Consider the following 23,533-nt stretch of genomic DNA (forward strand, 5'->3'; position numbering starts at 1 on the left):
ACGACCGCACAACGGCCGGGAGGAGATCCCTTGTCAGCGCTTCAGGTGTCGCGAGCCACGCCGGAGGATTGGTCGGTGGTGCGGGAGTGGGCGGTCGCGGAGGGCTGGAACCCCGGTCTGCGGGACGTGACGGGCTTCTTCGCGCAGGATCCCGACGGGTTCTTCCTCGGCAGGCTGGACGGCGAGCGGGAACCGGTGTCGGCCGTCTCGGTGGTCAACTACAGCGATACGTACGCCTTCCTCGGTTTCTATCTGGTGCGACCGGACCGGCGCGGCCTGGGGCACGGCCTGGCCACCTGGCGGGCGGCGCTGGCGCACGCGGGTGACCGCACGGTCGGGCTCGACGGGGTGCCCGCGCAGCAGGACAACTACCGCCGCTCGGGATTCGCCCTGGCGCACCGGTCGGCGCGCTGGGTGGGTTCGGTGGCCGGGCGCGCTCCGGGGGCGGGTGTGGTGCCGGCCGCCGAGGTGGGGCTCGCCGCGATCGCCGCGTACGACGCCGGGTGCCACCCGGCCGAGCGGCCCCGGTTCCTGGAGCGGTGGCTGGACGCGCCCGGCCACCTGGCGCTCGCGCGGGTGGTGGACGGGCGGGTGACGGGCTACGGGGTGATCCGTCCGGCGCACGAGGGGTTCCGGGTGGGCCCGCTGTTCGCCGACTCCGCGGGCGACGCGGAGGTGCTGCTGGACGCGCTCGTGGACGGTTCCGGGGCGGACCGGATCGCCGTCGACGTGCCGGAGTCGAACCCGGCCGCCGTGCGGATGGCCGAGGCGAGGGGGCTGGTGCCGACGTTCGCGACGGCCCGTATGTACACCGGGCCCGTCCGTCCGTTCGCGGGGGACCGGGTCTTCGGCATCACCACCCTGGAACTGGGGTGACTCACCTCCCGGTGCCGTACTGCTCGGCCTGGAGCAGGTACATGCGCCGGTAGCGGGAGTCCGGCCGGCCCATCAGCTCCTCGTGGGAGCCCGACTCCACGAGCCGGCCCCGGTGGAGTACGTGGATGACGTCGGCGGACTGGATTCCGGCCATGCGGTGGCTGACCAGCACCACGGTCCGCCCCTCGCCGGCGAGGGCGCGGATGCGCCGGAAGGACTCGATCTCCGCCTCGGGGTCCAGGGCGGAGGTCGGCTCGTCGGCGATGACGAGCGGGGTCTCGCGGTAGCGCAGGCGGGCCTGGCCGACCGTCTGCCACTGTCCGCCGGAGAGTTCGGAGCCGTGCCGGAACTGCCGGGCGAGCAGGGTGTCGTAGCCGCGCGGCAGGGTGGCGCCGAGACGGTCGGCGCCCGAGTACGCGGCGGCCCGCTCGACGCGGCCCGTGTCCGGCGGGGTGTCGGGCTGTCCGATGCGGATGTTGGTGTGCAGGGTGAAGGGCCAGCGCTGGAAGTCCTGGTCGAGGACGGCGACGTGGCGGAAGACGTCCAGCCGGTCGGCCTCCGCGAGGTCGGTGTCCCCCCACAGGACCCGGCCGTCGACCGGCCGGTGCAGTCCGGCGAGGATCTTGACGAGGGTGGACTTGCCCGACCCGTTCGCGCCGACCAGGGCGACGACGGAGCCGGCGGTGATGGTCAGGGACACACCGCTCAGCGCGGGTTCGTCTCGGTCGGGGTAGCGGAAGCTCACGTTCTCGAAGGTGATCTTCTCGGGGAACTCCGGTACGGGCGTACCGCCGGCGGGGATGGCCCGCTTCTCGGCCTCGGCGGTGAAGCGGTCCAGGTCGCGGACGTACAGGGACTCCTCGTGGAGGGTGTTGATGTGCGTGATCAGGGCGCTGAGGCTGGCGGAGCCGGTGCGTACCGCGAGGGCGGCGGTGCCGGCCATGGCGATGTCCATGCGGCCGGTGACCAGCAGGACCCCGAGGGTGGCGTAGGTGAGGAGGGCGGCCACGCCGGAGAGGGCGGCGGCGAGCAGCTCGGTGACGGCGCGTCCGTGGGCGAGGCGGGTCTGCTCGGCCTCGGAGGTCTCCGCCATGTCGTGGAACCGGTCCAGGAGGTAGCGCCCGACCTGGTGGACGCGTACCTCCTGGGCGGCTTCCCGGCTGGTGATGAGGTTGTTGACCAGACGGGCGGCCCGTTCGTGCTCGATCCAGTTCATACGGGAGGCGTAGCGGCGCTGCGCCACGTGCATGGCTCCCCAGCCGCGAGGGAGGGTGATCAGTACCAGCAGCGGCAGGAGTGCCGGGTGCAGCACGGTGAGGACGCCGGCTGCGGCGACGATGGTGAAGACGCCGTTGACGGCACCGACGCACGCGCCGATGAGGTTCCGGGCGGCCAGCGCGCCGAACTGGGCGGAGTCCAGGAGTTTACGGAAGGCCCCGTCCTCGATGGCCTCGAGTTCCGCGCCCGCCGCGCGGTGCAGGTACTTCTCGGTGGCGAGCCGCTCGACCTTGGGTTCCAGGCGGCCGGTGCCGGCGGTGGAGAGGCTGGCGAGCACCGCGTTGACGACGGCGAGCACCCCGGCGGCGATCAGCGCGGGGAGGGCCGCGCGGAGGCGTTCGGCGGTGGTGCCCTCGGCGAGGAGCGCGTGCAGGACCTGGTTCGTCAGGAGCAGTCCCAGCGCCTGGGCGATGCCCTGGCCGACCTCGGTGAGCCCGACGGTCAGCAGGGAACGCCGGTCCGCCTCCCAGGCGATGCGCAGGGTGCCGCCGACGAGGTGGGGCAGGGCGCGGACTGCGGACAGGGGCTTGAGGTCCAGCATGGCGTACTCGTGCGTGACCCAGCCGTAGTCGAAGCGCAGGGCGCCGCCGAAGAGTTCGCGCTCGCTGTCGGAGATGGGCGGCTCCGCCTTCCAGGCCCGCCGGAACAGCTTCTTGTCACGCACGATTCCCACCCCCGGTTGCCACGGCCCCGTTGCCGTCGCAGCACCGCTCCCCCGCCGCCGATCGGGTGAAACGTCCCCTTGTGGGGTGGGCGCGTCGCGATCCACATGGATCAGATGATCCTATTTTCACCGCTATGCGAATGACTGGACTGGTCGTGCTTCCGGCCGTGCTGTGCGGGTTGTGCGCGATGAGCCCCGGCACCACGGCCTCCACGCCCGAGCGGCACCGAATCCCCGGGGCGGACCGGGCGGCCACTGCCCAGGGGACGCGATGGCCGGCGCGCGAGGCGCCGGAGGGTGCCGGCGAGCGGGGCGCGCCCGGCGGGCCGGACGTGGGCGGCGGGTCGGAAGCGCGCGCGGGGCACGGCGGACCCGGCGCTGCGCGGCAGCGCGGAAGGAACGGGGGGCGCGTCGCCCTTCGGGTGCGCGGTGCCGAGGGGGCCGCCGGGGCGCCGGGGGTGGCGCGTACCACCGGTGTCCGGGTGTCGGGGGCGCTCACGGCGCAGGCGCCGTCCGCGACCGGCAATCCGATGGCCCCGAACCTCGGCTTCGGCGTCGTGACGCGGCGGGACGCGCTGCTGGCCGGTACCGGCGCCGCCACGCCCGTCGCGGTGGGCGGCGACCTGACCCTCGGCTCCCGGTTCGGCATCGCGCCGCACCGCGCGGGCGGCTACACGGCGCCCGGCGACGCCCGCCCCACCGGCCTCCTGGTGCACGGCACGGTCGACCTCCCCGACAGCGCGGCCGACGCGGTCCTGCGGGTGGCCGGCGACCACTACGTCAAGGTCGGCGACCTGACCGGCGCCGCCGCCCGGACCACCGGCATGGACGGCGCGCCGGTGAAGACCCGCCTGGTGGCCGCCGGGGCCGGCTACGGCACGACACCGCGCGTCGAGCTGACCACCGCCCAGCCGCCCGCGTCGGTGGGCCCCGCCCGGGGGCCGCTGGACTTCGGCGCCCTGTTCACCGGCCACCGGCGGCACGCCGACGCCCTGGCCCGCTGTCCGGCCACGGTGACCCCGCACCGTGCCACCCACGCACCCGGCAGCACGGTGCGCATCCGGCTCGCCGACGACCGTACGAACGTCCTGCGGCTGACCGGCGCACAGCTCGCCGCCGTCCGGGAACTGGTGGTGGAGAACCGGCCCACGGCGACCAGGCCCCTCGTGGTCGCCGTCGACACCACCGCCGAGGGCGGCGCGCTGTCCTGGCGCACGCCGAGGACGACGGGCCTCGACGACGGGGACGCGCGGTACGTCCTGTGGACCTTCGCCGACACCACGCACCTGACCCTGGCGGCCGGGGACACCCTGCGCGGTTCGGTCTACGCACCGCGTGCGGAGCTGACCGACCGGAGCCCGGCCGACATCGAGGGCGACGTCGTGGTCCGCTCGCTCCGGTCGACCCCCCGGGCGGGCGGCGTCCGCAGCGCCCCGTTCGCCGCGGAGCCGGAGTGCGACCGGACCGCGGCGCCCGCCCCCCTACCGTCACCGGGCCGTGCGGCGGCCCCGGAGGCGGTACGGATGGCGGGGGCGGAGCCGGAACCGGGTCCGGAGGCGAAGCCGGGCACGGAGCCGGGCCCGGCGGGGGAGCCGGGCCGGAAGGCGGAGGCGGGGGTGGGCCCGGACACGGGCCGGGAGCCGGACCCGGAGGCGAAGCCGGGTCCGGGGGCGGCCGGGGAGGGGGAGGCGGAGCCGGGCACCGGCCCGGCCGCCCCCGCCGAAGCCGCCACGGACACCCGCCCCGGTTCCGGGCCCTCCCCCGCCGAAGTCTCGCCCGCCCAGGACTCCGCCCCCGGCACCGCGTCCGGCGGCGGCGCGCCGGACACGCCGCCCGGCACCGCCGCGGTGTCCGCCATGGCGGACACCGGCTCCCGGACGAGGCTCTGGCTCCTGGGTGCCGCGGCCGCCCTGCTCGTGGCCATCGGTACCGCCCTGACCAGGGCGTCCCGCCGTGCTCGCCGGGACCCCGGGCAGTGAGCGGGACCGCCCATAAATGGCGGGAGTCCGGGTACCCGAACCGCCTCCCGCAGGCCGACGAGGAGGGCTGAGCACCCGTGAGGAACCACTCGCAAGACGCCACCCGGTCCGACGGACCGCCCGGGCCCGACGACCCCAACCGGTCGACCGGCCCCCTGGGGCTCCGGCTGGCCGGGGGCAGAGCCGTGGAGGGCGAGCCGCGCGACGCGCTCCCGGGCACCCCCACGGGCGGCACGACACCGGCCGGCGCCCCTGACACCCCCGGCGGTCCCGGCACCCCCGGCCGCCCCGCAGGCGCCGCGGGCGGCACGGCCGGCGCGGGGGCCGAGGGCGCCACGGTCCCCGGAGGCCCCGCCCTCCCCGCGGTCCCCGGAGGCCCCGCGGGCAGCCACCCCCCGGACCGTACGCAGGCCATCCTGGAGGCCACCAAGCAGGTGGCGGCGCTGCTCAAGGCCGCCGGCCACCCGTTCGCCCTGGCCGGCAGCGTGGCGGCGTACGCGCACGGGGTGCCGAAGAGCCTCCAGCACGACACCGACTTCGCCATCCTCCGCGAGGACGCCCAGGCGATCGCCGAGGACCTGGAGGCCGCCGGCATCCAGGTGCGAGTGCCGCCGGAGGACTGGCTGATAAAGGCGCGGAGCCACGGCGAGGAGATCGACCTGATCTTCGAGCTGGCCCGGCACCCGGTGACCCGGGACCTGCTGGACCGGGCCCACACCCTGCCGGTGGACTCGGTACGGATGCCGGTGCTGGCGCCGACCGACCTGGTGGGCAGCCTGCTGGCCGCCTTCTCCGAGCACCACTGCGACTTCGGCGCCGTCCTGCCGATCGCCCGCACCCTGCGGGAGAAGATCGACTGGGACCTGCTGCGCCGGGAGAACGAAGGCTCCCCGATGCCCGAGGCGTTCCTGTACCTGCTGGAGCGCCTGAACGTGATCGAACCACGGGAGGCAACGCCATGAGCGCCGCCGACACCGCCGAGTACCGCATCGCGCACCTGCGGGACCGGCTGGCCAGCGAGGACATCGCCGAGCTGGGCATCAGGATCGAGCAGCGCGGTACCGGGGTGATGTTGTACGGCACCGTCGCCAGCGCGGACTGCCGGGCCGAGATCCTGCGGATCGCGCAGGAGGAACTGGCCGGGCTGCCGCTGCGCGAGGACCTGGTCGTCGTCTGCGCGGACGCCCCCGACCACCCCGAGGAGCTGTCGTGATCCGAGTAGCGGCCGTCGGCGACATCCACCTGGGCCCCGGCAGCGCGGGCACCCTGCGGCCGGCCTTCGACACGCTGCACGAGCAGGCGGACCTGCTGCTGCTCGCCGGCGACCTGACCCGGCACGGAACCGCCGAGGAGGGCGAGGTCGTGGCCGGGGAGGTGGCCGGACTGGGCGTGCCGGTGGTCGCCGTCCTGGGCAACCACGACTACCAGAGCGACCAGGAGGCCGAGGTCACCGCGGCGCTCGACCGGGCGGGGGTGACCGTCCTGGAGGGCGAGGGCACGGTGCTGGACATCGGCGGCGTGCGCGTCGGCGTCGCCGGGACGAAGGGGTTCGGCGGCGGTTTCGCCGGGCGCAGCGGCGGTGAGTTCGGCGAGCCGGAGATGAAGGACTTCATCCGCTACACCCGGCGCTGCGCGGACGGCCTGCGGAAGTCCCTGACGATGCTGCGGGAGGCGGACTGCGCCGTACGGATCGCGCTGACGCACTACGCGCCCGTGCCGGACACCCTCGCGGGTGAGCCGCTGGAGATCTATCCGTTCCTGGGGAGCTACCTGCTGGCCGAGGCGCTGGACGAGGGCGGCGCCGACCTCGCCGTGCACGGCCACGCCCACCACGGGACCGAGCACGGGATGACCGGCGAGGGCGTACGGGTGCGCAATGTCGCCCAGCCGGTGATCGGCCGGGCCTTCGCCGTCTACCACCTGCCGGTGCACGCCGGGGGCGCGGCGGGCGACGGCGGTGTGACGGCACGGGCCGGCGCGGTGGGTGCCCACTAGTGCGCCGCCCGGACGCCCCGGGAGGCCAGTGACGGGGCATACTGCCACACATAGGTCGAATTCCGGACGTAAGCGCACAAGAGAAGCAGAGGAGCCGAGGATCGTGACGGACGTTTCGAGCCGGGGTCCCGCCCCCGACGACGACCGGAAGGTACTCACCAACCGGCAGGGCCACCCGGTCTACGACAACCAGAACCAGCGCACGGTCGGGGCCCGGGGCCCCGCGACGCTGGAGAACTACCAGTTCCTGGAGAAGATCAGCCACTTCGACCGGGAGCGCATCCCCGAGCGTGTCGTCCACGCGCGGGGAGTGACGGCCTACGGCTACTTCGAGGCGTACGGCGCGTGGGGCGACGAACCGATCAGCCGCTACACCCGCGCCAAGCTCTTCCAGGAGCGCGGCAAGCGCACCGACCTGGCCGTCCGCTTCTCCACGGTGATCGGCGGGCGTGACTCCTCCGAGGCGGCGCGCGACCCACGCGGCTTCGCCGTGAAGTTCTACACCGAGGACGGCAACTGGGACCTCGTCGGCAACAACCTGGGCGTCTTCTTCATCCGGGACGCCATCAAGTTCCCCGACGTGATCCACGCCCTCAAACCGAACCCGGTCAGCTTCGAGCAGCAGCCGCGCCGGATCTTCGACTTCATGTCGCAGACGCCGGAGTCGATGCACATGCTGGTCAATCTGTTCAGCCCGCGCGGCATCCCGGCCGACTACCGCCATATGCAGGGCTTCGGCGTCAACACCTACAAGTGGGTGAACGCGCAGGGCGAGACCAAGCTGGTCAAGTACCACTGGATGCCCAAGCAGGGCGTGCGGAGCATGACCGAGGAGGACGCCGCGAACGTGCAGGCGCAGGGCCTCGGCCACGCGACCAAGGACCTCTACGAGGCGGTCGGGCGCGGCGAGTACCCGGAGTGGGAGCTCCTCGTCCAGATGATGGACGACCACGACCACCCGGAGCTGGACTTCGACCCGCTGGACGACACCAAGACCTGGCCGGAGCAGGACTTCCCGCCGAAGGCGGTCGGCCGGATGGTGCTCGACCGGATGCCGGAGAACTTCTTCGCCGAGAACGAGCAGATCTCCTTCGGCACGGGTGTGCTGGTGGACGGCCTGGACTTCTCGGACGACAAGATGCTGGTCGGCCGGACCTTCTCGTACAGCGACACCCAGCGCTACCGGGTGGGCCCGAACTACCTCCAGCTGCCCGTCAACCGGGCGAAGAACGCGGACGTCCGGACCAACCAGCGCGACGGGCTGATGACGTACCACGTGGACGGCGCCGGTGAGAACGCCGACGTCAACTACGAGCCGTCGATCCGGGGCGGGCTGCGCGAGGGCCGGTATCCCACGCACGACGAGCAGGGCCCGGAGATCCGCGGCAGGCTCACCCGCAAGCGGATCCCCCGGACCAACGACTACCTCCAGGCCGGCCAGCGCTACCTGCTGATGGAGCAGTGGGAGCGGGACGACCTGGTGGCCAACTTCGTCGGGCTGCTGAAGCAGTGCGACCGGCCGGTGCAGGAACGGATGGTCTGGCACTTCCTGCTCGTCGAGAACGACCTGGGGCTGCGCGTCGGCGAGGGCCTCGGCATCGCCCCACGGGATGTGGCGCACCTCGAACCCCTGGCGAGCCAGGACCTCACCGACGAGGACCGCAAGCGGTTGGCCAACCTCGGGGACAACCCGCCCCGGGACGTCGAGGGTCTGACGATGACGCACTGCGTGCCCAACGAGCGGCACGCCGTCACCCGCTGATCCGCCGCGCCGTGACCGAGGGCCCCGCCGTCACCGGCGGGGCCCTCGCGCACGGCCGGACCCGGACCGCGGCGGGTCCGCCCGGTGAACCGCCCGCGCGGCGGGGTCAGGGGCGGCGCCAGGCGTCGCTCTCCAGGTGGGAGCCGGCCTGCGGGCCCATCCGGAGCATGCCGCCGTCCACGACCCAGGAGGCGCCGGTGACGTACGACGCGTCCTCCCCCGCCAGGAACGCGATCACCGAGGCGACCTCCCGCGCGTCACCCGGGCGTCCCAGGGGCACACCCGGGCGGGACTGCCTGCGGACGTCCTCGTCGTCCTGGCCGGTCATCGGGGTGGCGATCTCGCCGGGCGCGACGGCGTTCACGGTGATGCCGTACTCCGCCAGCTCCAGCGCCATGACCTGGGTGAGCAGCCCGAGCCCGCCCTTGGCCGCGCAGTAGGGCGCCGCCCCGACACGGGGCTGGTGCTCGTGCACGGACGTCACGTTCACGATCCGCCCGCCGTCGCCCTGCTCGATCATGCGGCGCGCGGCGGCCTGCGAGCAGAGGAACGGCCCGATCAGGTCGACGTCCAGCACCTCCCGGACGGTGTCGTAGGACATGTCCAGGAAGGGCGTGGCCGTGCCGGTGCCGGCGTTGTTCACCAGGACGTCGATCCGGCCGAGTTCGCCGGCCAGCTCGTCCACGACGCCGGCGGCTTCCGGCAGCCGCGTCAGGTCGAGGTGCGCGATCGCGGCGCGACGGCCGTGCCCCCGCACCTCCTCGGCGGTCCGCCGCGCGCCCTCCTCGTCGGCGTGCCAGGTGATGCCGACGTCCATGCCCTCGGCGGCGAGTCGTACGGCGGTGGCCCGGCCGATGCCGGAGTCGGAGCCGGTGACGACGGCGACGGGAGTGCCCCGGTTCACGGGCGGGTTCATCGTGCCTCCTCGGCGAGTTCGTGACATGCGCTCAGGACCTTGGCGGTACCACGTGACGGGTGAGGCGAAACGGCGTACGAGGGGTTCCTGGGACTGAAGTGTGCTGAGTTGCTCATGATCGGGCACGTGAAGGGGATGCCGGACGTATCAGCACCCGTGATCAAACTGGTGCGGCGGACCACCGAACCCGTCGCGGCGCAGACCCTGCGTTCCACGGCCGCCGCCGTCATCTCCTTCGTCGTCGCCCTGATGGTCCTGCCGGCGCAACCCGCGCCGCTGACCGCTCCCCTGACCGCTCTCCTGGTCGTCCAGGTCACCCTGTACGCGACCCTCACCACCGGGATCCGGCGCGTCAACTCGGTCGTCGTCGGGGTCCTCATCGCCATCGGGTTCACCGCCCTGGTCGGACTGACCTGGTGGAGTCTCGGCCTGACGATCTTCACCTCGCTGATCATCGGCCGGTTCGTGCGGGTGGACGAGTTCGTCCCCGAGGTCGCGATCAGCGCGATGCTCGTCCTCGGTGTGTCCCAGGCGACTTCCGCGGCCTGGCACCGGGTGCTGGAGACGCTGATCGGCGCCGGGGTAGGACTGCTCTTCAACCTGCTGTTCGCGCCGCCGGTGTGGACGCAGTCGGCCGGGGCGTCCATCGACGGACTGGCCCGTGCGATGGGCCGCATGTTCCGCTCCATGGGCGCGGAGATCGCCGAGGGCCACATCCCGTTCCCGCACGCCGCCGCCCGGCTGCACGAGGCGCGCCGGCTGGACCACGACATCGTGGAGGTCGACGCGTCGCTGCGGCAGGCCGAGGAGAGCCTGCGGATGAACCCCCGCGTGCGGGAGGGGCTGCTGTCCCGGGTGGTGCTCCGCACCGGTCTGGACACGCTGGAGATCTGCGCCGTGGTGCTGCGGGTGCTGACCCGGAGCATGACCGACCTGGCCAAGTTCCGTACGGAGGAGTCCCTGTTCCCGGCGGACGTGTCGGCGGGGCTCAAGGAGTTGTTCGAGGAGATGGCCGACGCCATCGAGAGCTTCGCCCTGCTGATCACCACCCAGGTGGCCGCCAACGCGGAGGACGCCGAGGAGCGGCTGACCGCCGCCCTGGCCGCGAGCCGGGTCACCCGCGACCGGGTCGCCGAAATGCTGCTGGAGGACGTGCGGGAGCATCCCCGCCAGTGGCAACTGCACGGTGCGCTGCTGGCCGAGATCGACCGGATCCTCGACGAGCTGGACCTCGACAAGCGCAGCGAGCGGCTGATGCAGGAGCTGGACCGGCGCTCGGCCGAGCTGAGCGAGCGCCACCCGCGTCTGGCGGCGCTGCGCCGCCGGCTGCGCGGCGAGGGCGGCGCGGAACGGCGGCCCGGGGTGGAGAGCTGAACCCCGTACGGCCCCGGGACGCATCAGGCGCCGGGGGCGTGGAACACGTGCGGGTGTCCGTCCACCGATGAGGGAGGCCCCCGTGTCCCCGAGCCCGGAGTCCGTGTACGACCGGATCGGGGAGGAGGTCGCCGCACGCGCCGAGCGGCTGTGGGAGGTGAGCCTCGCGCTGCACGGCGCGCCGGAGACGGCGTTCGAGGAGCGGGAGGCGGCGCGGCTGCTGAGCGGAGAACTCGAACGGGAGGGGTTCGCCGTGCTCCGCGGGGTGGCGGGGCTGCCGGCCGCGTTCACCGGCCGGGCCGGCAGCGGTGACGGCCCGTGCGTGGCGCTGCTGATGGAGTACGACGCGCTGCCGCTGCTGGGGCACGCCTGCGGCCACAACCTGATCGCCGCGGCCGGTCTGGGGGCGGCGCTGGCGGTGCGCGGGGCGCTCGGCGAGGTGCCGGGCATCGGCCTGTCGGAGCCGGTGCCCGGCGTGTGCCTGGGGTCGTCGGACATCGGCAACGTGGGCACGAGGGTGCCGTCGATCCATCCGTTCGTCGCCATCATGGGTGCGGACGCGTCGGACCACACGCCCGAGTTCGCCGAGGCCGCGGCCGGGCCGCGCGGGCGCCAAGTGACGCCGGCCGCGGCGGAGGCCCTGGCGTGCACGGCGGCCGACGTGCTGCTGCGGCCGGAGGTGCCCGGCCGGGCCTGAGCCTGCCTGCGGGAGATGGCCGCGGCCGGCCGGTGAGGCCGACCGGGGCGCCCCCCGGACGTACGCCGGTTCCGGGCGGCGCTCCCCCGGTCTCCGGCCGGCCGTTCGGGGTGGTGTCCGGCCGGCGGACCTCCGGCCGGCTCGCGGGTGCGGTCAGTCCTCGACGGACACCCGGATCGTCTTCACCTCCGTGTCGGCGGCGTCGGGGACGGCCATCCCGGCCTCGACACCTCTGCGCAGGTAGTGCAGGACCTCGGAGTTGAGCCGTTCGCCGGGCAGTGCCGCCGGGATGCCGGGCGGGTAGGGCGTGAGCATCTCGGCGGTGACCCGGCCGGCGGCCTTCTCCCACGGCACCCGCTCGACCCGCCCGGTACCGGTGTCGCGGTCAGGGCCGGGGGCGGACGCGTTGCCAGCGCGGCTTCGCGTCGGTGCCCCGGCGGCCGGCGACGGAGGCGCAGCGGGGGCAGACGCGCCGGACCCGGTCGGCCGAGCCGCCGGACTCGGGGAGCGCGTCCTGCCAGGTGACGTGTGGGAACCGGCCGAGCCGGGACTTGCTGAGGGCGAGTCCGCAGACGGTCTGGTTCAGGCCGGGCTCCCAGGCGTGGACCTCACCGGCGGGCAGGCGCCGGCGGCCCTCCTCCTCGTCGGTCCACTCTCCGGAGGCGGCGACCGCGAAGTGCTTCTTCGGCGGCACGGCCGGTCAGCCGGCGGCGTTGTCGACGCGCAGCCGCACCTGGTCCTCAAGGCGTTCGAGGCTGCGGTCGAGGGCGTCGTTCACCGGCCCCTCGCCCGGGTCGTGGCTCTCCTCGAAGAACGACAGGTGCACGGTCACCTCGCTGGTTCCGCTGTCGATGCCGGCCACCTGGAGCCAACCGGCGTAGGCACCCTGCTCCCTGGTGCCCCATTCCAGGCGCATCTGGTCCTTCTCGGCGCGGAACAGGGCGGAGGTGTCCTCGTCGGTGCGGTCCTCGTGGACGGTGACGGCGGGCAGTTGCCCGGGGTGCACGTGCAGGGCCTCGGGCAGCCAGTGGTCGAGCTGGTCGATGTTGGCGGCCTGGTCGAAGACGTGCTCGGGCAGGGCCGGCATCGTGCGGGAACGCTCGTACTCGGTCATCGCTCCACCGTTCCTCGTTCGTCGGCTCAAGGGTGTCCGCACTGACGGGTGCCCTCCCTGCCGCAGCTGAAGCCGGCAGGAAAGGTGGGGGAAGCGTGAAGGGAGACAAGGAAAGCCCCGGCTGGACGGGGGAACCAGCCGGGGCAGTGTGTGGCGGTCGTGAAGGCGTCTTCACAACCGACTGTATGAACGATAAACCATTAAGCGGCGTTCGATCCAATCGGGCACCCTCGCCCCCCGTCGGGGCGCCGACCGTGACGGCGCCGCCGTCGAGGCGCCGCCGCCACGGGTGACGACCGTCAGGGGTGACGACCGTCAGGGCGCCGCCGTCACGGGGCCGCCGTGCGCGCGGTGGCACCGGCCGGCCGTCCCGCGGCCTCGGCCTCGGCGGCCTGCGCGGACAGCGGGGTCGCGATGTCCTCCAGCGACCTGCCCTCCGCGGCGACGGCGAAGAACCACGCCACCAGACCGGCCGCCACCATCAGCGTGGCACCGATGCAGAAGGCCAGGACCGTTTCCGCGACCACGCCGCTCTCGGTGAGCCCGGCGAAGATCAGCGGACCGGAGATGCCACCGGCGGCCGTGCCGACCGCGTAGAAGAACGCGATGGCCATCGCGCGGGTCTCCATCGGGAAGATCTCGCTGACCGTGAGGTACGCCGAGCTGGCACCGGCGGAGGCGAAGAAGAGGACCACGCACCAGCTGAGGGTCATGGTGGTGGCGGTCAGCCAGCCGTTGGAGAACATCCACGCCGTCACGAAGAGCAGGACGCCGGAGATGACGTACGTGCCCGCGATCATCGGGCGCCGGCCCCAGGTGTCGAACAGGCGGCCGAGCAGCAGGGGGCCCATGAAGTTGCCGAACGCGATGACCGCGAAGAAGTACCCGGTCGAGCCGGTGCCGACGTCGAAGAATGTCACCAGGATGGCCCCGAAGCCGAAGGTGATGGCGTTGTAGAGGAAGGCCTGGCCGATGAAGAGGGCCAGGCCGAGCACCGCCCGCCGCGGGTAGGCGCGGAAGAGGGTGCGGGCGATCTGCACGAAGCCGACGCTGTGCCGCTGCTTGATGGTGATCGCCCCGGCCGGTTCGGGCAGCGGCCGGCCTGTGTCGGCCTCCACCTGCCGCTCGACGTCCTCCACCAGCCGCTCCGCGTCCTCCTCGCGACCGTGGATGAACATCCAGCGGGGGCTTTCGGGCACATGGCGGCGGACGAGCAGGATGACCAGGCCGAGGACCACGCCGAGACCGAAGGAGATCCGCCAGCCGAGGTCCTTGGGGAGGAGGTCCGTGTCGAGGGCGAGGACGGACAGCAGGGCGCCGCCCATGGCGCCGAGCCAGAAGCTCCCGTTGATGATGAGGTCCACGCGGCCGCGGTACTTGCTGGGGATCAGCTCGTCGATGGCGGAGTTGATGGCGGCGTACTCGCCGCCGATGCCGAAGCCGGTCAGGAAGCGGAAGACGAAGAACCACCAGACGGAGAAGGACAGTGCCGTCAGCGCCGTGGCGACGAGGTAGACCGCGAGCGTGATCAGGAAGAGCTTCTTGCGGCCGAACCGGTCGGTGAGCCAGCCGAAGAACAGCGCGCCCGAGCACGCGCCCGCCACGTACAGCGCGGCGGCGACACCGGTGACCTGCGCGCTGCTGATGGCGAGGCCGCTGCCCTCCTCGGACAGCCGGCCGGCCATGCTGCCGACGATGGTGACTTCCAGGCCGTCCAGGATCCAGACGGTCCCCAGGCCGATGACGATCATCCAGTGCCAGCGCGACCAGGGCAATCTGTCCAGCCGCGCCGGTACCTGGGTGGTCACCGTCCCGTGGGACGCTTTCCCGAGCTCCGGCTCACTCATGGGTCACCTCCGAGGCGTGAAGACTGCGGGCGGGTACCCGATGGTCAAGGCGGTGAAACGGTGGGGCCGGTGGGTACCCGCCGGCCCATGGACACCGTGAAGCCCCTGGCGGTGGTGACCGGCGCGTCGAGCGGGATCGGCCTCGCCCTGGCCCGGGTGTTCGCCGGCCGGGGGTTCGACCTCGTGGTGTGCGCCGAGGACGCGGCCGTGACGGCCGTCGCCGACGAGCTGCGCGACCTCGGCGCCGGTGTCGTCGCCGTCCGGGCCGACCTCGCCGTGTACGACGGGGTCGAGCAGCTCTACGCGGCGGTGCTGGCCACCGGCCGGCCGGTGGCCGCCGCCGTGCTCAACGCCGGGGTGGGCGCGGGCGGGGCGTTCACCGACGTCGACCTGGCGGACCACGCCCGGATCATCGACCTCAACGTCAGCTCGACGGTCCACCTGGCGCACCGGCTGCTGCCCGGCATGATCGCGGCGGGCGCGGGACGGCTCATGATCACCTCCTCGGTGGCCTCGATGGCCCCCGGACCGTTCCAGTCGGTCTACAACGCCTCCAAGTCGTTCCTGCAGTCGTTCGCCCAGGCACTGCGGGAGGAGCTGCGGGGCACCGGCGTGACGGTGACGGTCCTGATGCCCGGCCCCACCCGGACCGCCTTCTTCCGTCGCGCGGGCATGGCCGGCACCCGGCTGGGGCGCATGGTGAAGGACGATCCGGCCGTGGTCGCCGAGCAGGGGTTCGCGGCCCTGCGGCGCGGCCGGGGCAGGGTGACCGCCGGATCGGCGGCGACCAGGGTCCTGGGCACGGTCGTCAAACCGCTGCCCGACCGTCTCACGGCCCTCGGCCAGCGGTTCCTGTCGGAACCCCGCCCCCGCGCCCGGAACCGGAATCGCACCCGAAACAACCGCAACCTCACCCGCACCCGGCCCGGCACCTGAGGCCGCCCTCGCTCGCACCTGAGCCGGCCCGTACGCGTGCCCGTCCCCGCCCCGCACGGCCGACGCCGACGCCGACGCCGACGGCCGGCGACCGGCCGCCTAGGGCGGGTCTTTCGGATCGGGCCGGATCGGGGAGCGGGGTCCGGTGCGTGCGGACGCGAGGCGGAGGAGGGAGCCCCCGCGGAGCATGGGCGACCGACGACAACGCCGCGGACGCGCGTGCCGGGGCACGCGAGCCCGGCAAGATCCGGAAGACACGCCCTAGCCCCCCAGCACCCGCGGGTTGGCGCAGTGGGCCAGGGGTTCGCCGCGCAGGTACCGGGCCGCGTCCTCCGCGACGATGCGCGCCGCCTTGTGGGCCACCTCCCGGCTGGCGCCCGCGATATGCGGGGTGAGGACGACGCCCGGCGTGGACAGCAGCCGGGCGCCGGCCGGGACCGGCTCGGCGGGGAACACGTCGAAGCCCGCGCCCGCGAGGTGCCCCGAGTCCAGGGCGTCGCACACGGCCTCGTAGTCGAGGAGCGCCCCCCGGGCGCAGTTGACGAGCACCGAGCCGGGCGGCATCGCGGCGATCTCGGCGGCCCCGACCATGCCCTTGGTCTCGTCCGTCACGCGCGCGTGCAGCGAGACGATCCGCGACCGGCGCAGCAACTCGTCCAGGGGCACGAGCGCGGCGACGCCCTCCACCGCCTCGGGCCGCACGTACGGGTCGTGGACCAGGACCTCGGCCCCCATGGCGGCCAGGACGCGGGCCACCCGGGACCCGATCGCGCCGAAGCCGACCAGGCCGACGACCGAGCCGTCGATCTCGACGCCGCAGTTGTCGTAGTCGTAGTAGTCACCGCGCCAGACGGCGTGCTTGAGGTCGGTGTGGACGTCGCCGATGCCGCGGGCGGCGGCGAGGATCAGCGCGAGGGTGTGCTCGGCGGTGGCCACGGCGTTGCGGCCGGGGGCGTAGCACACGGCGACGCCGTGGCGGGTGGCCGCCTCCAGGTCGGCGTTGACCGGGCCGCCCCGGCTGACGCAGAACAGCTCCAGGTCGGGACAGGCGGTCAGGACGCGTTCGGTGAGCGGGGCCATCTGGGTGAGGCAGATCCGGACGCCGTTCAGCGCCTCGATGAGTTCGTCCTCGGTGCCGGACGCCTCGTCGACCCCGGCGACCGGGCCGAAGGGCGTGTGCGGCCAGGGCAGGCGGAGTTCCCGTACGTCCAGCACGGCGCCTTCCGGGGCGGCGGCGCGCAGTTCCCGTGTCAGGAGCCGGGGCAGGACGAAGTGGTCGCCGGCGGCGAGGACGGTGGTGGTCACGGTGGTGCTCCCGTTCAGTGGGTGATGGGGACGGCGGGTGCGTTGAGCCGCAGCAGAGACGCCTGCCGTCCGGGCAGCAGCCGCAGTTCGGTCAGGGCGCCGTTCTCCAGGGCCGGGAAGACCCGGCGGTAGCGGGCGAGCGGGATGCCGAGAAGTTCGCACAGCGCCAGGCGTACGAGGGTGGAATGGGCGACGACCAGGACGCGGCCGCCGGGCAGTTCCCGCGCGACCTCCTCCAGGCAGGCGACCGCACGGCCGGCCGCCGCCACCGGGTCCTCGCCGCCCGGCAGGTGGTGGGCCACCGGGTCGGTCAGGAAGGCGGCCAGCGCGTCGGGGAACTCCTCGGCCATCTCCTCGCGCGTCAGCCCGTCGCCGCGCCCGAAGTCCAGCTCGTACAGCCGCTCGTCGACGCGGGCGGTGAGCCCGAGCGCGGTCGCGGCGGGTTCGGCGGTGAGCCGGGCCCGGGACAGCGGGGAGCAGAGGACGGCGTCGAGCCGCCGGCCGGCGGCCCAGGCGCCGAGTGTGGCGGCCTGCGCGAGGCCGCGCCCGGTGAGCGGCACGTCGGTGCGGCCCGCGTAGCGGTTCTCCGCGTGCCAGGCGGTCTCGCCGTGGCGCACCAGGACGAAGTCGGTCACTGCTCTGCCTTTCCGTGGGCGTGTGCCGCCACGGCGGGCTCCAGCCAGCCGCGCCTGGTCAGTTCGTCGACGAAGTCGAGGTACACGGGCGTGAGCCGGGCATGGCGGGCCGGGTCGGGGACCCGCTCGTCGCGGAGGCGAACCATGGCGGCGGCCGCCTCCTCCAGGGTGGCGCCCGACGCGGTCGCGGCGAGCACCGCCATGCCGGTGGCGCTCTCGGCGTGCTCGGGGATGCCGACCGCGCGGCCGAGGACGTCGGCGCGCAGCTGCGACCAGTAGCGGTTGCGGGCGCCGCCGCCGGTGAAGGTGAGCGGGCCGCCGACGGGCGCGCCGATGTGGTCGAGGCGGTCGAGACAGAGGCGTTCGACGCAGGCCGTGCCCAGCAGCAGGGCGTGGAACTCCTCGGCGTCGCCCGCCACGTCGCCGAGGACGAACGGGGTGGCGTCGGGGGCGCGGAACGGGAACCGTTCGCCGCCCCCGCCCACGAGGGGGTAGGCGACGGCGGTGGACCCGGTCGCGGCGGCCCGGGCGGTGAGGGCGTCCGGGTCGGCGCCGGGGAAGCGCCGGGTCAGGGCTCCGGCGCCGCTGCTGGACGCGCCGCCGGGCAGCCACGTCCCGCCGGGTCCGCGGTGGCAGTAGACCACTCCCCCGGGGTCGCGTACGAGGTGGGGGCTGACCCCCTTGAGGACGAGGGTGGTGCCGAGCACCGCGTTCCAGGCGCCGGGGGCGAGCGCCCCGGCGCCGATCTGCGCGGCGCAGCCGTCCGTCGTGCCCGCCACGATCGGCGTGCCGGCGGGGAGCCCGGTCGCGGACGCGGCGTCGGCGCACACGGTGCCGATGACGGTGCCGGGCCGGACCACGTCCGGCAGCAGTGCGACCGGGACGCCGAGCCGGGCCAGTTCGTCCTCCGGCCACCGCTCGTCGACCAGGTGGTAGCCGGTCTTCAAAGCGTGGCCGGCGTCGGCGGCGACCTGGTGGCCGGCCAGCCGCCAGGTGACCAGGTCGGCCTGGTGGAGCAGCCGGGCGCCGGGGAAGTCGGTGTTGTCCAGCAGCCACAGCAGCTTGGGCAGCGCCCAGGACGGCTGCATGGTCCGGTACCCGAGTTCCTGCCAGACGTCCTCCCCGGCCTTGTTGACGCGGGCGGTGTAGGCGCGGGCGCGCCCGTCGTCGTACATCAGGCCGGGGGTGAGGGGCCCGCCGCGCTCGTCGGCGAGGAGGACCGTGCCGGAGGTGGCGTCGACGGCCAGGCCGCGGACGCGGTCGGGCTCGATGCCGGTGAGGGTGTCGCGGCACGCCGCCGCGACGGCGGACCACCACTGCTCGGGGTCCTGTTCGTGGCGCACGCCGTCGCGCCGGCCGGTGAGCGGGCGGGACGCGGCGGCGACCAGCCGGCCGGTGCCGTCGACGGCGACCGCGCGGGCGCTCTGGGTGCCGAGGTCGAGGCCGATGTGGACGGCGTCGGCGGCCGGGGCATCAGACATGGGGGGCTTCCTGTACGTCGGGGGCGGCGGCGGGCGACCAGCCCAGGGAGCGGGCGGCCGCGCGCCAGGTGAGGAACGACTCGTAGCGCCCGTCGTAGTAGGCGCCGCGTCGGGGGTCGGGCTCCCAGACGGAGCGCATGCGGACGTACTCGGCGGCGGCTTCGCGCATGCCGGGCTCGGCGCCGCCGGCGACGAGCCCGGTCAGGAAGGCCCCTTTGGCCCCGAGCTCGGTGTCCGCGCTGCGGGCGGTGGGGACGCCGGTGACGTCGGCGATGAGGCGGCACCAGGCGTCGCTGGCGGAACCGCCGCCGCACAGGCGCAGTTCGTGGACGTCGGTGCCGGACGCCCGCAGGCAGTCGCGGACGACGAGCGAGAGTCCTTCGAACACCGCGAGGGCGAGGTCCGCGGGGGTGTGGTCGAGGGACAGGCCCCAGAAGGTGCCGCGGGCGCGCGGGTCGAGGAAGGGCGCGCGCTCCCCGGCGGGCGAGAGGTACGGCAGGAACGCCGGTCGGCCCGGCCGGGGCGCGTTACCGAGGGTTGCGCCGTTGCCGAACGCCAGCTCGCCCAGGGCGGCGGGCCCGGGGACGGCGAGGAGGCGGGACGCCCAGTCGAGGACCTCGGTGCCGGAGAGCGTGGGGAAGGCGCGCAGGACGCGGTCGCGGCCGCCGTAGGCGATGTTGATGCCGCACGGCTCGCCGGAGGTGTCCACCCGGGCGGCGACGATCTCGGTGCACAGGGTGGTGCCGAGGATGGCGCACGCCTGGCCGGGTTCGACGGCGCCGGCGCCCCGGGCGGTCGCGGCGATGTCGTACGGGGCCATCACGACGGGCAGTTCCGCCCGGAGGCCCAGTTCGTCCGCGGCGTGCCGGGTCAGACCGGCGACGCGCTGGTGCTCGCCGACCACCGGGGGCAGGAGGCGGGCGTACGGGCCGAACCCGAACAGGTCGATGACCTCGGGGTCGTAGGTGCCGGTGGTGTGGTCGAGGAACGGGGCGGAGGCGTCTGACTCGTCGATGGCGATCGTGCCGGTGAGGTTCAGGAACAGCCAGCCGGCCGCCGTCAGTGCCGTACGGGAGCGCTCCAGGCGCCCGGGGTCGTGCGCGGCGAACCAGCTGATCACCGCGTTGGGCATGCCGCCGCAGGTCAGGGAGCCGTTGCGGCGGTATGCCTCCGCCAGGACGCCGTCGGCGGCCCAGCGGGTGAGCAGGCCGCCCGCGCGGCCGTCGGACCACAGGACGGCGGGCCCGGTGGGGCGGCCGGCGGCGTCGACGAGCCAGCAGCCGTCGCCCTGGGCGGTGAAGGCGACCATCCGTACGGGGTCGTCGCCCGGACCGAGTCGGGCCAGGGCGTCGCGGGCGGTGCGGACCACGGCGTTCCACACGGCGTCCATGTCCTGCTCGGCCCAGCCGGGGCGGGGGCGGAGCACCTCGGTGCCGATGCGGGACAGCGCTCTTTCCTGTCCCCGCTCGTCGAAGACGACCGCTTTGATGACGGACGTGCCGACGTCGATGGTGAGAACCGTCATGACCGGAATACCTGCCCCTTCGCTCGCGGACGCCAGACAAACCCGCGGCCGGCCCGGTGGTCAATCGGCCGCGCGATTATCCCGTGACGGGTGGTCGCCGTCGTGTGAGGTGGCGAGCGCGCGCCGCCCGGGCGGGCGGCGCGGGGTGACCGCCGTGTTAAGTTCACGTGAGATTCGCACACGGTGGCAAGGAGCCGGACGCCATGACCCGGATGGACGCGCAGGACGAGCGGCGGCGCAGGCTCCGCGAGCTGGTGACGACCAAGGGGTTCGTCCGGACGAACGACCTGGCGGACGAGTTCGGCGTGAGTGTGATGACCGTCCACCGCGACCTGGACGCGTTGCAGGCACAGGGGTGGCTGCGGAAGGTGCGCGGCGGGGCGAGCTGTCTGCCGTCCTCCCAGTTCCACGGCAGCGTGAGCGAGCGCATGACCACGATGGCGCGGACCAAGCAGCTTCTGGCGCGGGCCGCCGCGGACCTGCTGGCGCCCGGGCAGATCGTGATGCTCGACGACTCGACCACCTGTCTGAGCCTGGCGCGCCAGATGGCCAACCGCACGCCGCTCACGGTGATCACCAACTCGCTGCCCGCCGTCACCGCGCTGTCGAGGGAGGCGGGGGTGACGCTGATCGCGCTCGGGGGCACGTACTTCCCCGCGTACGACGCCTTCATGGGGTTGCACACGGCCCGGAGCGTGGAGTCGTACCGAGCGGATGTGCTGTTCATGTCGACGACTGCGGTCACCGGGGACCGCTGCTACCACATGTCGCCCGAGACGGTGCAGGTCAAGCGGGCGATGATGGCGTCCGCCGCGCGTCGGGTGCTGCTCATCGACCACACCAAGTTCGCCAGCCAGGGGCTGTACGCGCTCGCCCCGCTCACCGACTTCGACCTGGTGCTGGTGGACGACGCGGCGCCCGCGGCCCGGGTGCGGCGGCTGCGGGACACAGGTGTCGACGTGCGGACCGTCGACACCTCCCGGTGACACCGCTCCGGACCCGGCGGAAGTCATGTGAACATCACATCGTCTTCACTCGGCCGGTCATCGACACGTCCTCCTGACCCCGGGGCGTGAGCTGGGGCGACGGTGGGCGGCGTGCGGTGGCGTCGGGGCGCGTACCGGCGATTTCACGCCACGGTGGGCCGGTGCCGCGAGGTCTTCCTCCCGCTCATTGACGCCTTTCCCGCCCGGCCGTTTCATCGTGACGCACCGGAGCGCGGCGACCGGCGCTCCGCCCGAGCCGCCGGCGTTCCCCGGTATTCTCCCGGTGCTTTTCCGGATGCTCCCGGAGTGCTTTTCCCGGTGAATCCCCGGATTCCCTTCCGGGGATTCACCGCGGCGCCCTTCCGGCGCTCGGCCGGCGATTTCCCGGTTGTTTTCCGGTTCCCGCTCCGGCTGCGTTTCCGGTTCCCGTGCCGGGTGCCTTTCCGGCGATCCCGGGGCGCTCTCCGCTCAGGGGCGCCTCCCGGGCCGCCGCCCCGCGTTTTCTCCCGACTCCGCCGAAAGAGTGGTTCCCGTGGCCGTCGTGATGGACCCGTCCTCCTCCGCGGAGGACACCCCCCCGAAGCACTGGCTGGACAGGATCGGCATTCCCCGGGCACTCGCCTGGGGGTTCCTCGGCGTCCTGGTCTTCATGATCGGCGACGGGGTCGAGGCGGGGTACCTGTCGCCGTACCTCATGGACCAGGGCGTGTCGAGGGAGCGGGTGGCGTTGCTGTTCGGCGTCTACGGCGTCACCGCCAGCGTCGCCGCCTGGTGCTCCGGGGCGCTGTCGGACCTGTGGGGTCCGCGCCGGGTGATGCTGCTCGGGCTGGGCGTGTGGGGCGTCTTCCAGGTGGTCTTCCTGGCGTTCGCCGTGCCGACGGGCGGCTACTGGCCGCTGCTGGTGAGCTACGGGCTGCGCGGGTTCGGCTATCCGCTCTTCGCGTACGGGTTCCTCGTCTGGGTCACGGCGGTGACCCCGCGACGCCGGCTGGGCTCCGCGGTGGGCTGGTTCTGGTTCGCCTTCACCGGCGGCCTGCCGACGCTGGGGTCGCTGGTCGCCAGTCTCGCGGTGCCCCGGATCGGTGCGTACGGCACGCTGTGGCTGGCGCTCGGGCTGGTCCTCGCGGGCGGCCTGATCGCCCTGCTGCTGGTGCGCGAGCCCCTCGGCGCACGGCGGCTCGCCCCCGCCGGGGAGCGCCCGGTCGCCACGCTGCTCGGGTCCCTCGCGATCGTCTGGCGCAACCCGAGGATCGGGACCGGCGCGGTCGTGCGGGCCATCAACACGGCGCCGCAGTTCGGCTTCCTGGTGTTCCTGCCGGTCTTCTTCACCGAGACCCTCGGCTTCACCCTCAGCGAGTGGCTCCAGCTGCTGTCCGCGATGTTCGCCACGAACATCTTCTTCAACCTCGTCTTCGGGGTCGTCGGTGACCGGATCGGATGGCAGCGCACCGTCGCCTGGTGCGGTGGCGTCGGCTGCGCGGCGACCACGCTGCTGCTGTACTACGGCACGCGGTGGGGCGGGGACGACTACGCCCTGGCGATGGTGCTGGTCGGCCTGTTCGGCGCGACGCTCGCCGGGTACGTACCGCTGTCGGCGCTGATGCCGTCGCTGGACCCCGCGCACAAGGGGCAGGCGATGTCCGCGCTGAATCTCGGTGCGGGGGCCAGCGCCTTCCTGGGGCCGGCGCTCGTGGGCGTGTTCCTCGGCCCGCTGGGCGTCCAGGGGGTGATGTGGATCTTCGCGGGGCTGTACCTGGCGAGTGCCGTGATGACCCTGTTCCTGCGGCTGCCCGAGCCGGTAGCGGCGGGAGCGCCGGGGTACTCGTCGCCCCCCGGCCCGGCATCGCGGGCACGGAACGAGTCGCCGGAGGCGTAGCCATGAGTGATGCGTGGGACTATCCGACCCCCTCACAGGCGGAGGGCGAGCGGGAGCCGGGTGTCGACGAACACCCCGACGTGGCCCGTTCGACTCCGTCCCAGGCCGAGGGCGAGCGGCCCGCCACCGAGGAGGAGCAGACGGAGCAGCCCGGTGAGGAGAGGAACCGGGGATGAGACGGTGCCGGTGAGGGGCGGGCGGTACGGCGCCCGCCCCTCACCGCCGCGTGCGAGGCCGGCGTACGAGCCCGTGCGCGACGGCTCGCCCGGCACCTCGTCGGCACCTCG

The 23,533-nt window shown here is 73.8% G+C and carries 21 protein-coding genes and 1 pseudogene; 12 read left to right on the forward strand and 10 right to left on the reverse strand.

Annotated features, from left to right (window positions below):
• Positions 1-30: 30 nt before the first annotated feature.
• A complete protein-coding gene (locus IE109_RS14175; protein WP_189551190.1) occupies positions 31-876 on the forward strand; it encodes a GNAT family N-acetyltransferase in 846 nt (281 codons plus the stop codon).
• Position 877: 1 nt separating this feature from the next.
• Here the strand turns inward: IE109_RS14175 and IE109_RS14180 are convergent, their stop codons facing one another.
• Positions 878-2,818: an ABC transporter ATP-binding protein gene (locus IE109_RS14180; RefSeq protein WP_189551191.1), complete on the reverse strand. Its 1,941-nt coding sequence runs from the start codon at positions 2,816-2,818 to the stop codon at positions 878-880.
• Between the two features lie 134 nt (positions 2,819-2,952).
• On the opposite strand from IE109_RS14180, the gene IE109_RS14185 reads away from it, so the two are divergent.
• The 5 genes from IE109_RS14185 to IE109_RS14205 all read left to right on the forward strand — a co-directional run bounded on the left by IE109_RS14185 (position 2,953) and on the right by IE109_RS14205 (position 8,554).
• Positions 2,953-4,797 carry a collagen-binding domain-containing protein gene (locus tag IE109_RS14185; protein WP_189551192.1) on the forward strand — a complete coding sequence of 615 codons (1,845 nt, stop codon included), beginning with the start codon at positions 2,953-2,955 and terminating at the stop codon, positions 4,795-4,797.
• Positions 4,798-4,874: 77 nt separating this feature from the next.
• Entirely contained in the window at positions 4,875-5,759 is an 885-nt protein-coding gene (locus IE109_RS14190) for a nucleotidyltransferase family protein (RefSeq protein ID WP_373297702.1), read from the forward strand.
• Positions 5,756-6,010, forward strand: a complete 255-nt coding sequence (locus tag IE109_RS14195; RefSeq protein WP_189551193.1) for a hypothetical protein — start codon at positions 5,756-5,758, stop codon at positions 6,008-6,010. Before IE109_RS14190 ends, IE109_RS14195 begins: the two co-directional genes overlap by 4 nt.
• Positions 6,007-6,792: a metallophosphoesterase family protein gene (locus IE109_RS14200; RefSeq protein WP_189551194.1), complete on the forward strand. Its 786-nt coding sequence runs from the start codon at positions 6,007-6,009 to the stop codon at positions 6,790-6,792. The genes IE109_RS14195 and IE109_RS14200 overlap by 4 nt, the downstream gene beginning before the upstream one ends.
• A gap of 103 nt (positions 6,793-6,895) precedes the next feature.
• Positions 6,896-8,554, forward strand: a complete 1,659-nt coding sequence (locus IE109_RS14205) for a catalase (protein WP_189551195.1) — start codon at positions 6,896-6,898, stop codon at positions 8,552-8,554.
• Between the two features lie 106 nt (positions 8,555-8,660).
• Here IE109_RS14205 and IE109_RS14210 read toward each other — a convergent pair whose 3' ends face one another.
• A complete protein-coding gene (locus IE109_RS14210) occupies positions 8,661-9,470 on the reverse strand; it encodes an SDR family oxidoreductase (protein WP_189551196.1) in 810 nt (269 codons plus the stop codon).
• 135 nt (positions 9,471-9,605) lie between these two features.
• Here IE109_RS14210 and IE109_RS14215 point away from each other — a divergent pair, with 135 nt between their 5' ends.
• Both IE109_RS14215 and IE109_RS14220 read left to right on the forward strand, forming a co-directional pair.
• Entirely contained in the window at positions 9,606-10,844 is a 1,239-nt protein-coding gene (locus tag IE109_RS14215; RefSeq protein ID WP_189551312.1) for an FUSC family protein, read from the forward strand.
• An 82-nt stretch (positions 10,845-10,926) separates the two neighbouring features.
• Positions 10,927-11,541 (forward strand): zinc-binding metallopeptidase family protein, encoded by a 615-nt coding sequence (locus IE109_RS14220; protein ID WP_373297703.1) that lies wholly within the window; start codon positions 10,927-10,929, stop codon positions 11,539-11,541.
• Positions 11,542-11,694: 153 nt separating this feature from the next.
• On the opposite strand, the pseudogene IE109_RS14225 reads toward IE109_RS14220, so the two are convergent.
• From IE109_RS14225 to IE109_RS14240, 4 genes and pseudogenes are all read right to left on the reverse strand, one after another.
• Positions 11,695-11,901 (reverse strand): annotated as a pseudogene (locus IE109_RS14225) (Orn/Lys/Arg family decarboxylase); the annotation flags it as partial.
• A gap of 25 nt (positions 11,902-11,926) precedes the next feature.
• Positions 11,927-12,235 (reverse strand): hypothetical protein, encoded by a 309-nt coding sequence (locus tag IE109_RS14230; RefSeq protein ID WP_189551199.1) that lies wholly within the window; start codon positions 12,233-12,235, stop codon positions 11,927-11,929.
• A gap of 6 nt (positions 12,236-12,241) precedes the next feature.
• Complete coding sequence (locus tag IE109_RS14235; protein WP_189551200.1) at positions 12,242-12,655, reverse strand: SRPBCC family protein; 414 nt, start codon at positions 12,653-12,655, stop codon at positions 12,242-12,244.
• 329 nt (positions 12,656-12,984) lie between these two features.
• Positions 12,985-14,502, reverse strand: coding sequence for an MFS transporter (locus IE109_RS14240; RefSeq protein WP_189551201.1), 1,518 nt, complete (start codon positions 14,500-14,502; stop codon positions 12,985-12,987).
• 87 nt (positions 14,503-14,589) lie between these two features.
• On the opposite strand from IE109_RS14240, the gene IE109_RS14245 reads away from it, so the two are divergent.
• Positions 14,590-15,438 carry an SDR family NAD(P)-dependent oxidoreductase gene (locus IE109_RS14245; RefSeq protein ID WP_189551202.1) on the forward strand — a complete coding sequence of 283 codons (849 nt, stop codon included), beginning with the start codon at positions 14,590-14,592 and terminating at the stop codon, positions 15,436-15,438.
• Positions 15,439-15,699: 261 nt separating this feature from the next.
• Here IE109_RS14245 and IE109_RS14250 read toward each other — a convergent pair whose 3' ends face one another.
• Genes IE109_RS14250 through IE109_RS14265 form a run of 4 tightly spaced genes read right to left on the reverse strand, consistent with a single transcriptional unit; the run spans position 15,700 to position 20,384 of the window.
• Complete coding sequence (locus tag IE109_RS14250; protein ID WP_189551203.1) at positions 15,700-16,743, reverse strand: 2-hydroxyacid dehydrogenase; 1,044 nt, start codon at positions 16,741-16,743, stop codon at positions 15,700-15,702.
• Between the two features lie 14 nt (positions 16,744-16,757).
• Positions 16,758-17,378: a histidine phosphatase family protein gene (locus IE109_RS14255; RefSeq protein WP_189551204.1), complete on the reverse strand. Its 621-nt coding sequence runs from the start codon at positions 17,376-17,378 to the stop codon at positions 16,758-16,760.
• Positions 17,375-18,859: an FGGY-family carbohydrate kinase gene (locus IE109_RS14260; protein ID WP_189551205.1), complete on the reverse strand. Its 1,485-nt coding sequence runs from the start codon at positions 18,857-18,859 to the stop codon at positions 17,375-17,377. Before IE109_RS14260 ends, IE109_RS14255 begins: the two co-directional genes overlap by 4 nt.
• Positions 18,852-20,384, reverse strand: coding sequence for an FGGY-family carbohydrate kinase (locus IE109_RS14265; protein ID WP_189551206.1), 1,533 nt, complete (start codon positions 20,382-20,384; stop codon positions 18,852-18,854). The genes IE109_RS14260 and IE109_RS14265 overlap by 8 nt, the downstream gene beginning before the upstream one ends.
• A gap of 203 nt (positions 20,385-20,587) precedes the next feature.
• On the opposite strand from IE109_RS14265, the gene IE109_RS14270 reads away from it, so the two are divergent.
• The 3 genes from IE109_RS14270 to IE109_RS14280 all read left to right on the forward strand — a co-directional run bounded on the left by IE109_RS14270 (position 20,588) and on the right by IE109_RS14280 (position 23,422).
• A complete protein-coding gene (locus tag IE109_RS14270) occupies positions 20,588-21,370 on the forward strand; it encodes a DeoR/GlpR family DNA-binding transcription regulator (RefSeq protein ID WP_189551207.1) in 783 nt (260 codons plus the stop codon).
• Between the two features lie 532 nt (positions 21,371-21,902).
• On the forward strand, positions 21,903-23,246 hold the full coding sequence (locus IE109_RS14275) for an MFS transporter (RefSeq protein ID WP_229891012.1): 1,344 nt from the start codon (positions 21,903-21,905) through the stop codon (positions 23,244-23,246).
• 2 nt (positions 23,247-23,248) lie between these two features.
• Positions 23,249-23,422 carry a hypothetical protein gene (locus IE109_RS14280; RefSeq protein WP_189551208.1) on the forward strand — a complete coding sequence of 58 codons (174 nt, stop codon included), beginning with the start codon at positions 23,249-23,251 and terminating at the stop codon, positions 23,420-23,422.
• Positions 23,423-23,533 lie beyond the last annotated feature (111 nt).

It is taken from the genome of Streptomyces lavendofoliae (genome assembly GCF_014649735.1).
Taxonomy (GTDB): domain Bacteria; phylum Actinomycetota; class Actinomycetes; order Streptomycetales; family Streptomycetaceae; genus Streptomyces; species Streptomyces lavendofoliae.

Coding starts and splice junctions, on each gene's coding strand:
- IE109_RS14185 (WP_189551192.1), top strand. CDS start 2,953: ATGCGAATGACTGGACTGGTCGTGCTTCCGGCCGTGCTGTGCGGGTTG.
- IE109_RS14195 (WP_189551193.1), top strand. CDS start 5,756: ATGAGCGCCGCCGACACCGCCGAGTACCGCATCGCGCACCTGCGGGAC.
- IE109_RS14210 (WP_189551196.1), bottom strand. CDS start 9,470: ATGAACCCGCCCGTGAACCGGGGCACTCCCGTCGCCGTCGTCACCGGC.
- IE109_RS14215 (WP_189551312.1), top strand. CDS start 9,606: ATGCCGGACGTATCAGCACCCGTGATCAAACTGGTGCGGCGGACCACC.
- IE109_RS14235 (WP_189551200.1), bottom strand. CDS start 12,655: ATGACCGAGTACGAGCGTTCCCGCACGATGCCGGCCCTGCCCGAGCAC.
- IE109_RS14240 (WP_189551201.1), bottom strand. CDS start 14,502: ATGAGTGAGCCGGAGCTCGGGAAAGCGTCCCACGGGACGGTGACCACC.
- IE109_RS14245 (WP_189551202.1), top strand. CDS start 14,590: ATGGACACCGTGAAGCCCCTGGCGGTGGTGACCGGCGCGTCGAGCGGG.
- IE109_RS14260 (WP_189551205.1), bottom strand. CDS start 18,859: ATGTCTGATGCCCCGGCCGCCGACGCCGTCCACATCGGCCTCGACCTC.
- IE109_RS14265 (WP_189551206.1), bottom strand. CDS start 20,384: ATGACGGTTCTCACCATCGACGTCGGCACGTCCGTCATCAAAGCGGTC.
- IE109_RS14270 (WP_189551207.1), top strand. CDS start 20,588: ATGACCCGGATGGACGCGCAGGACGAGCGGCGGCGCAGGCTCCGCGAG.
- IE109_RS14280 (WP_189551208.1), top strand. CDS start 23,249: ATGAGTGATGCGTGGGACTATCCGACCCCCTCACAGGCGGAGGGCGAG.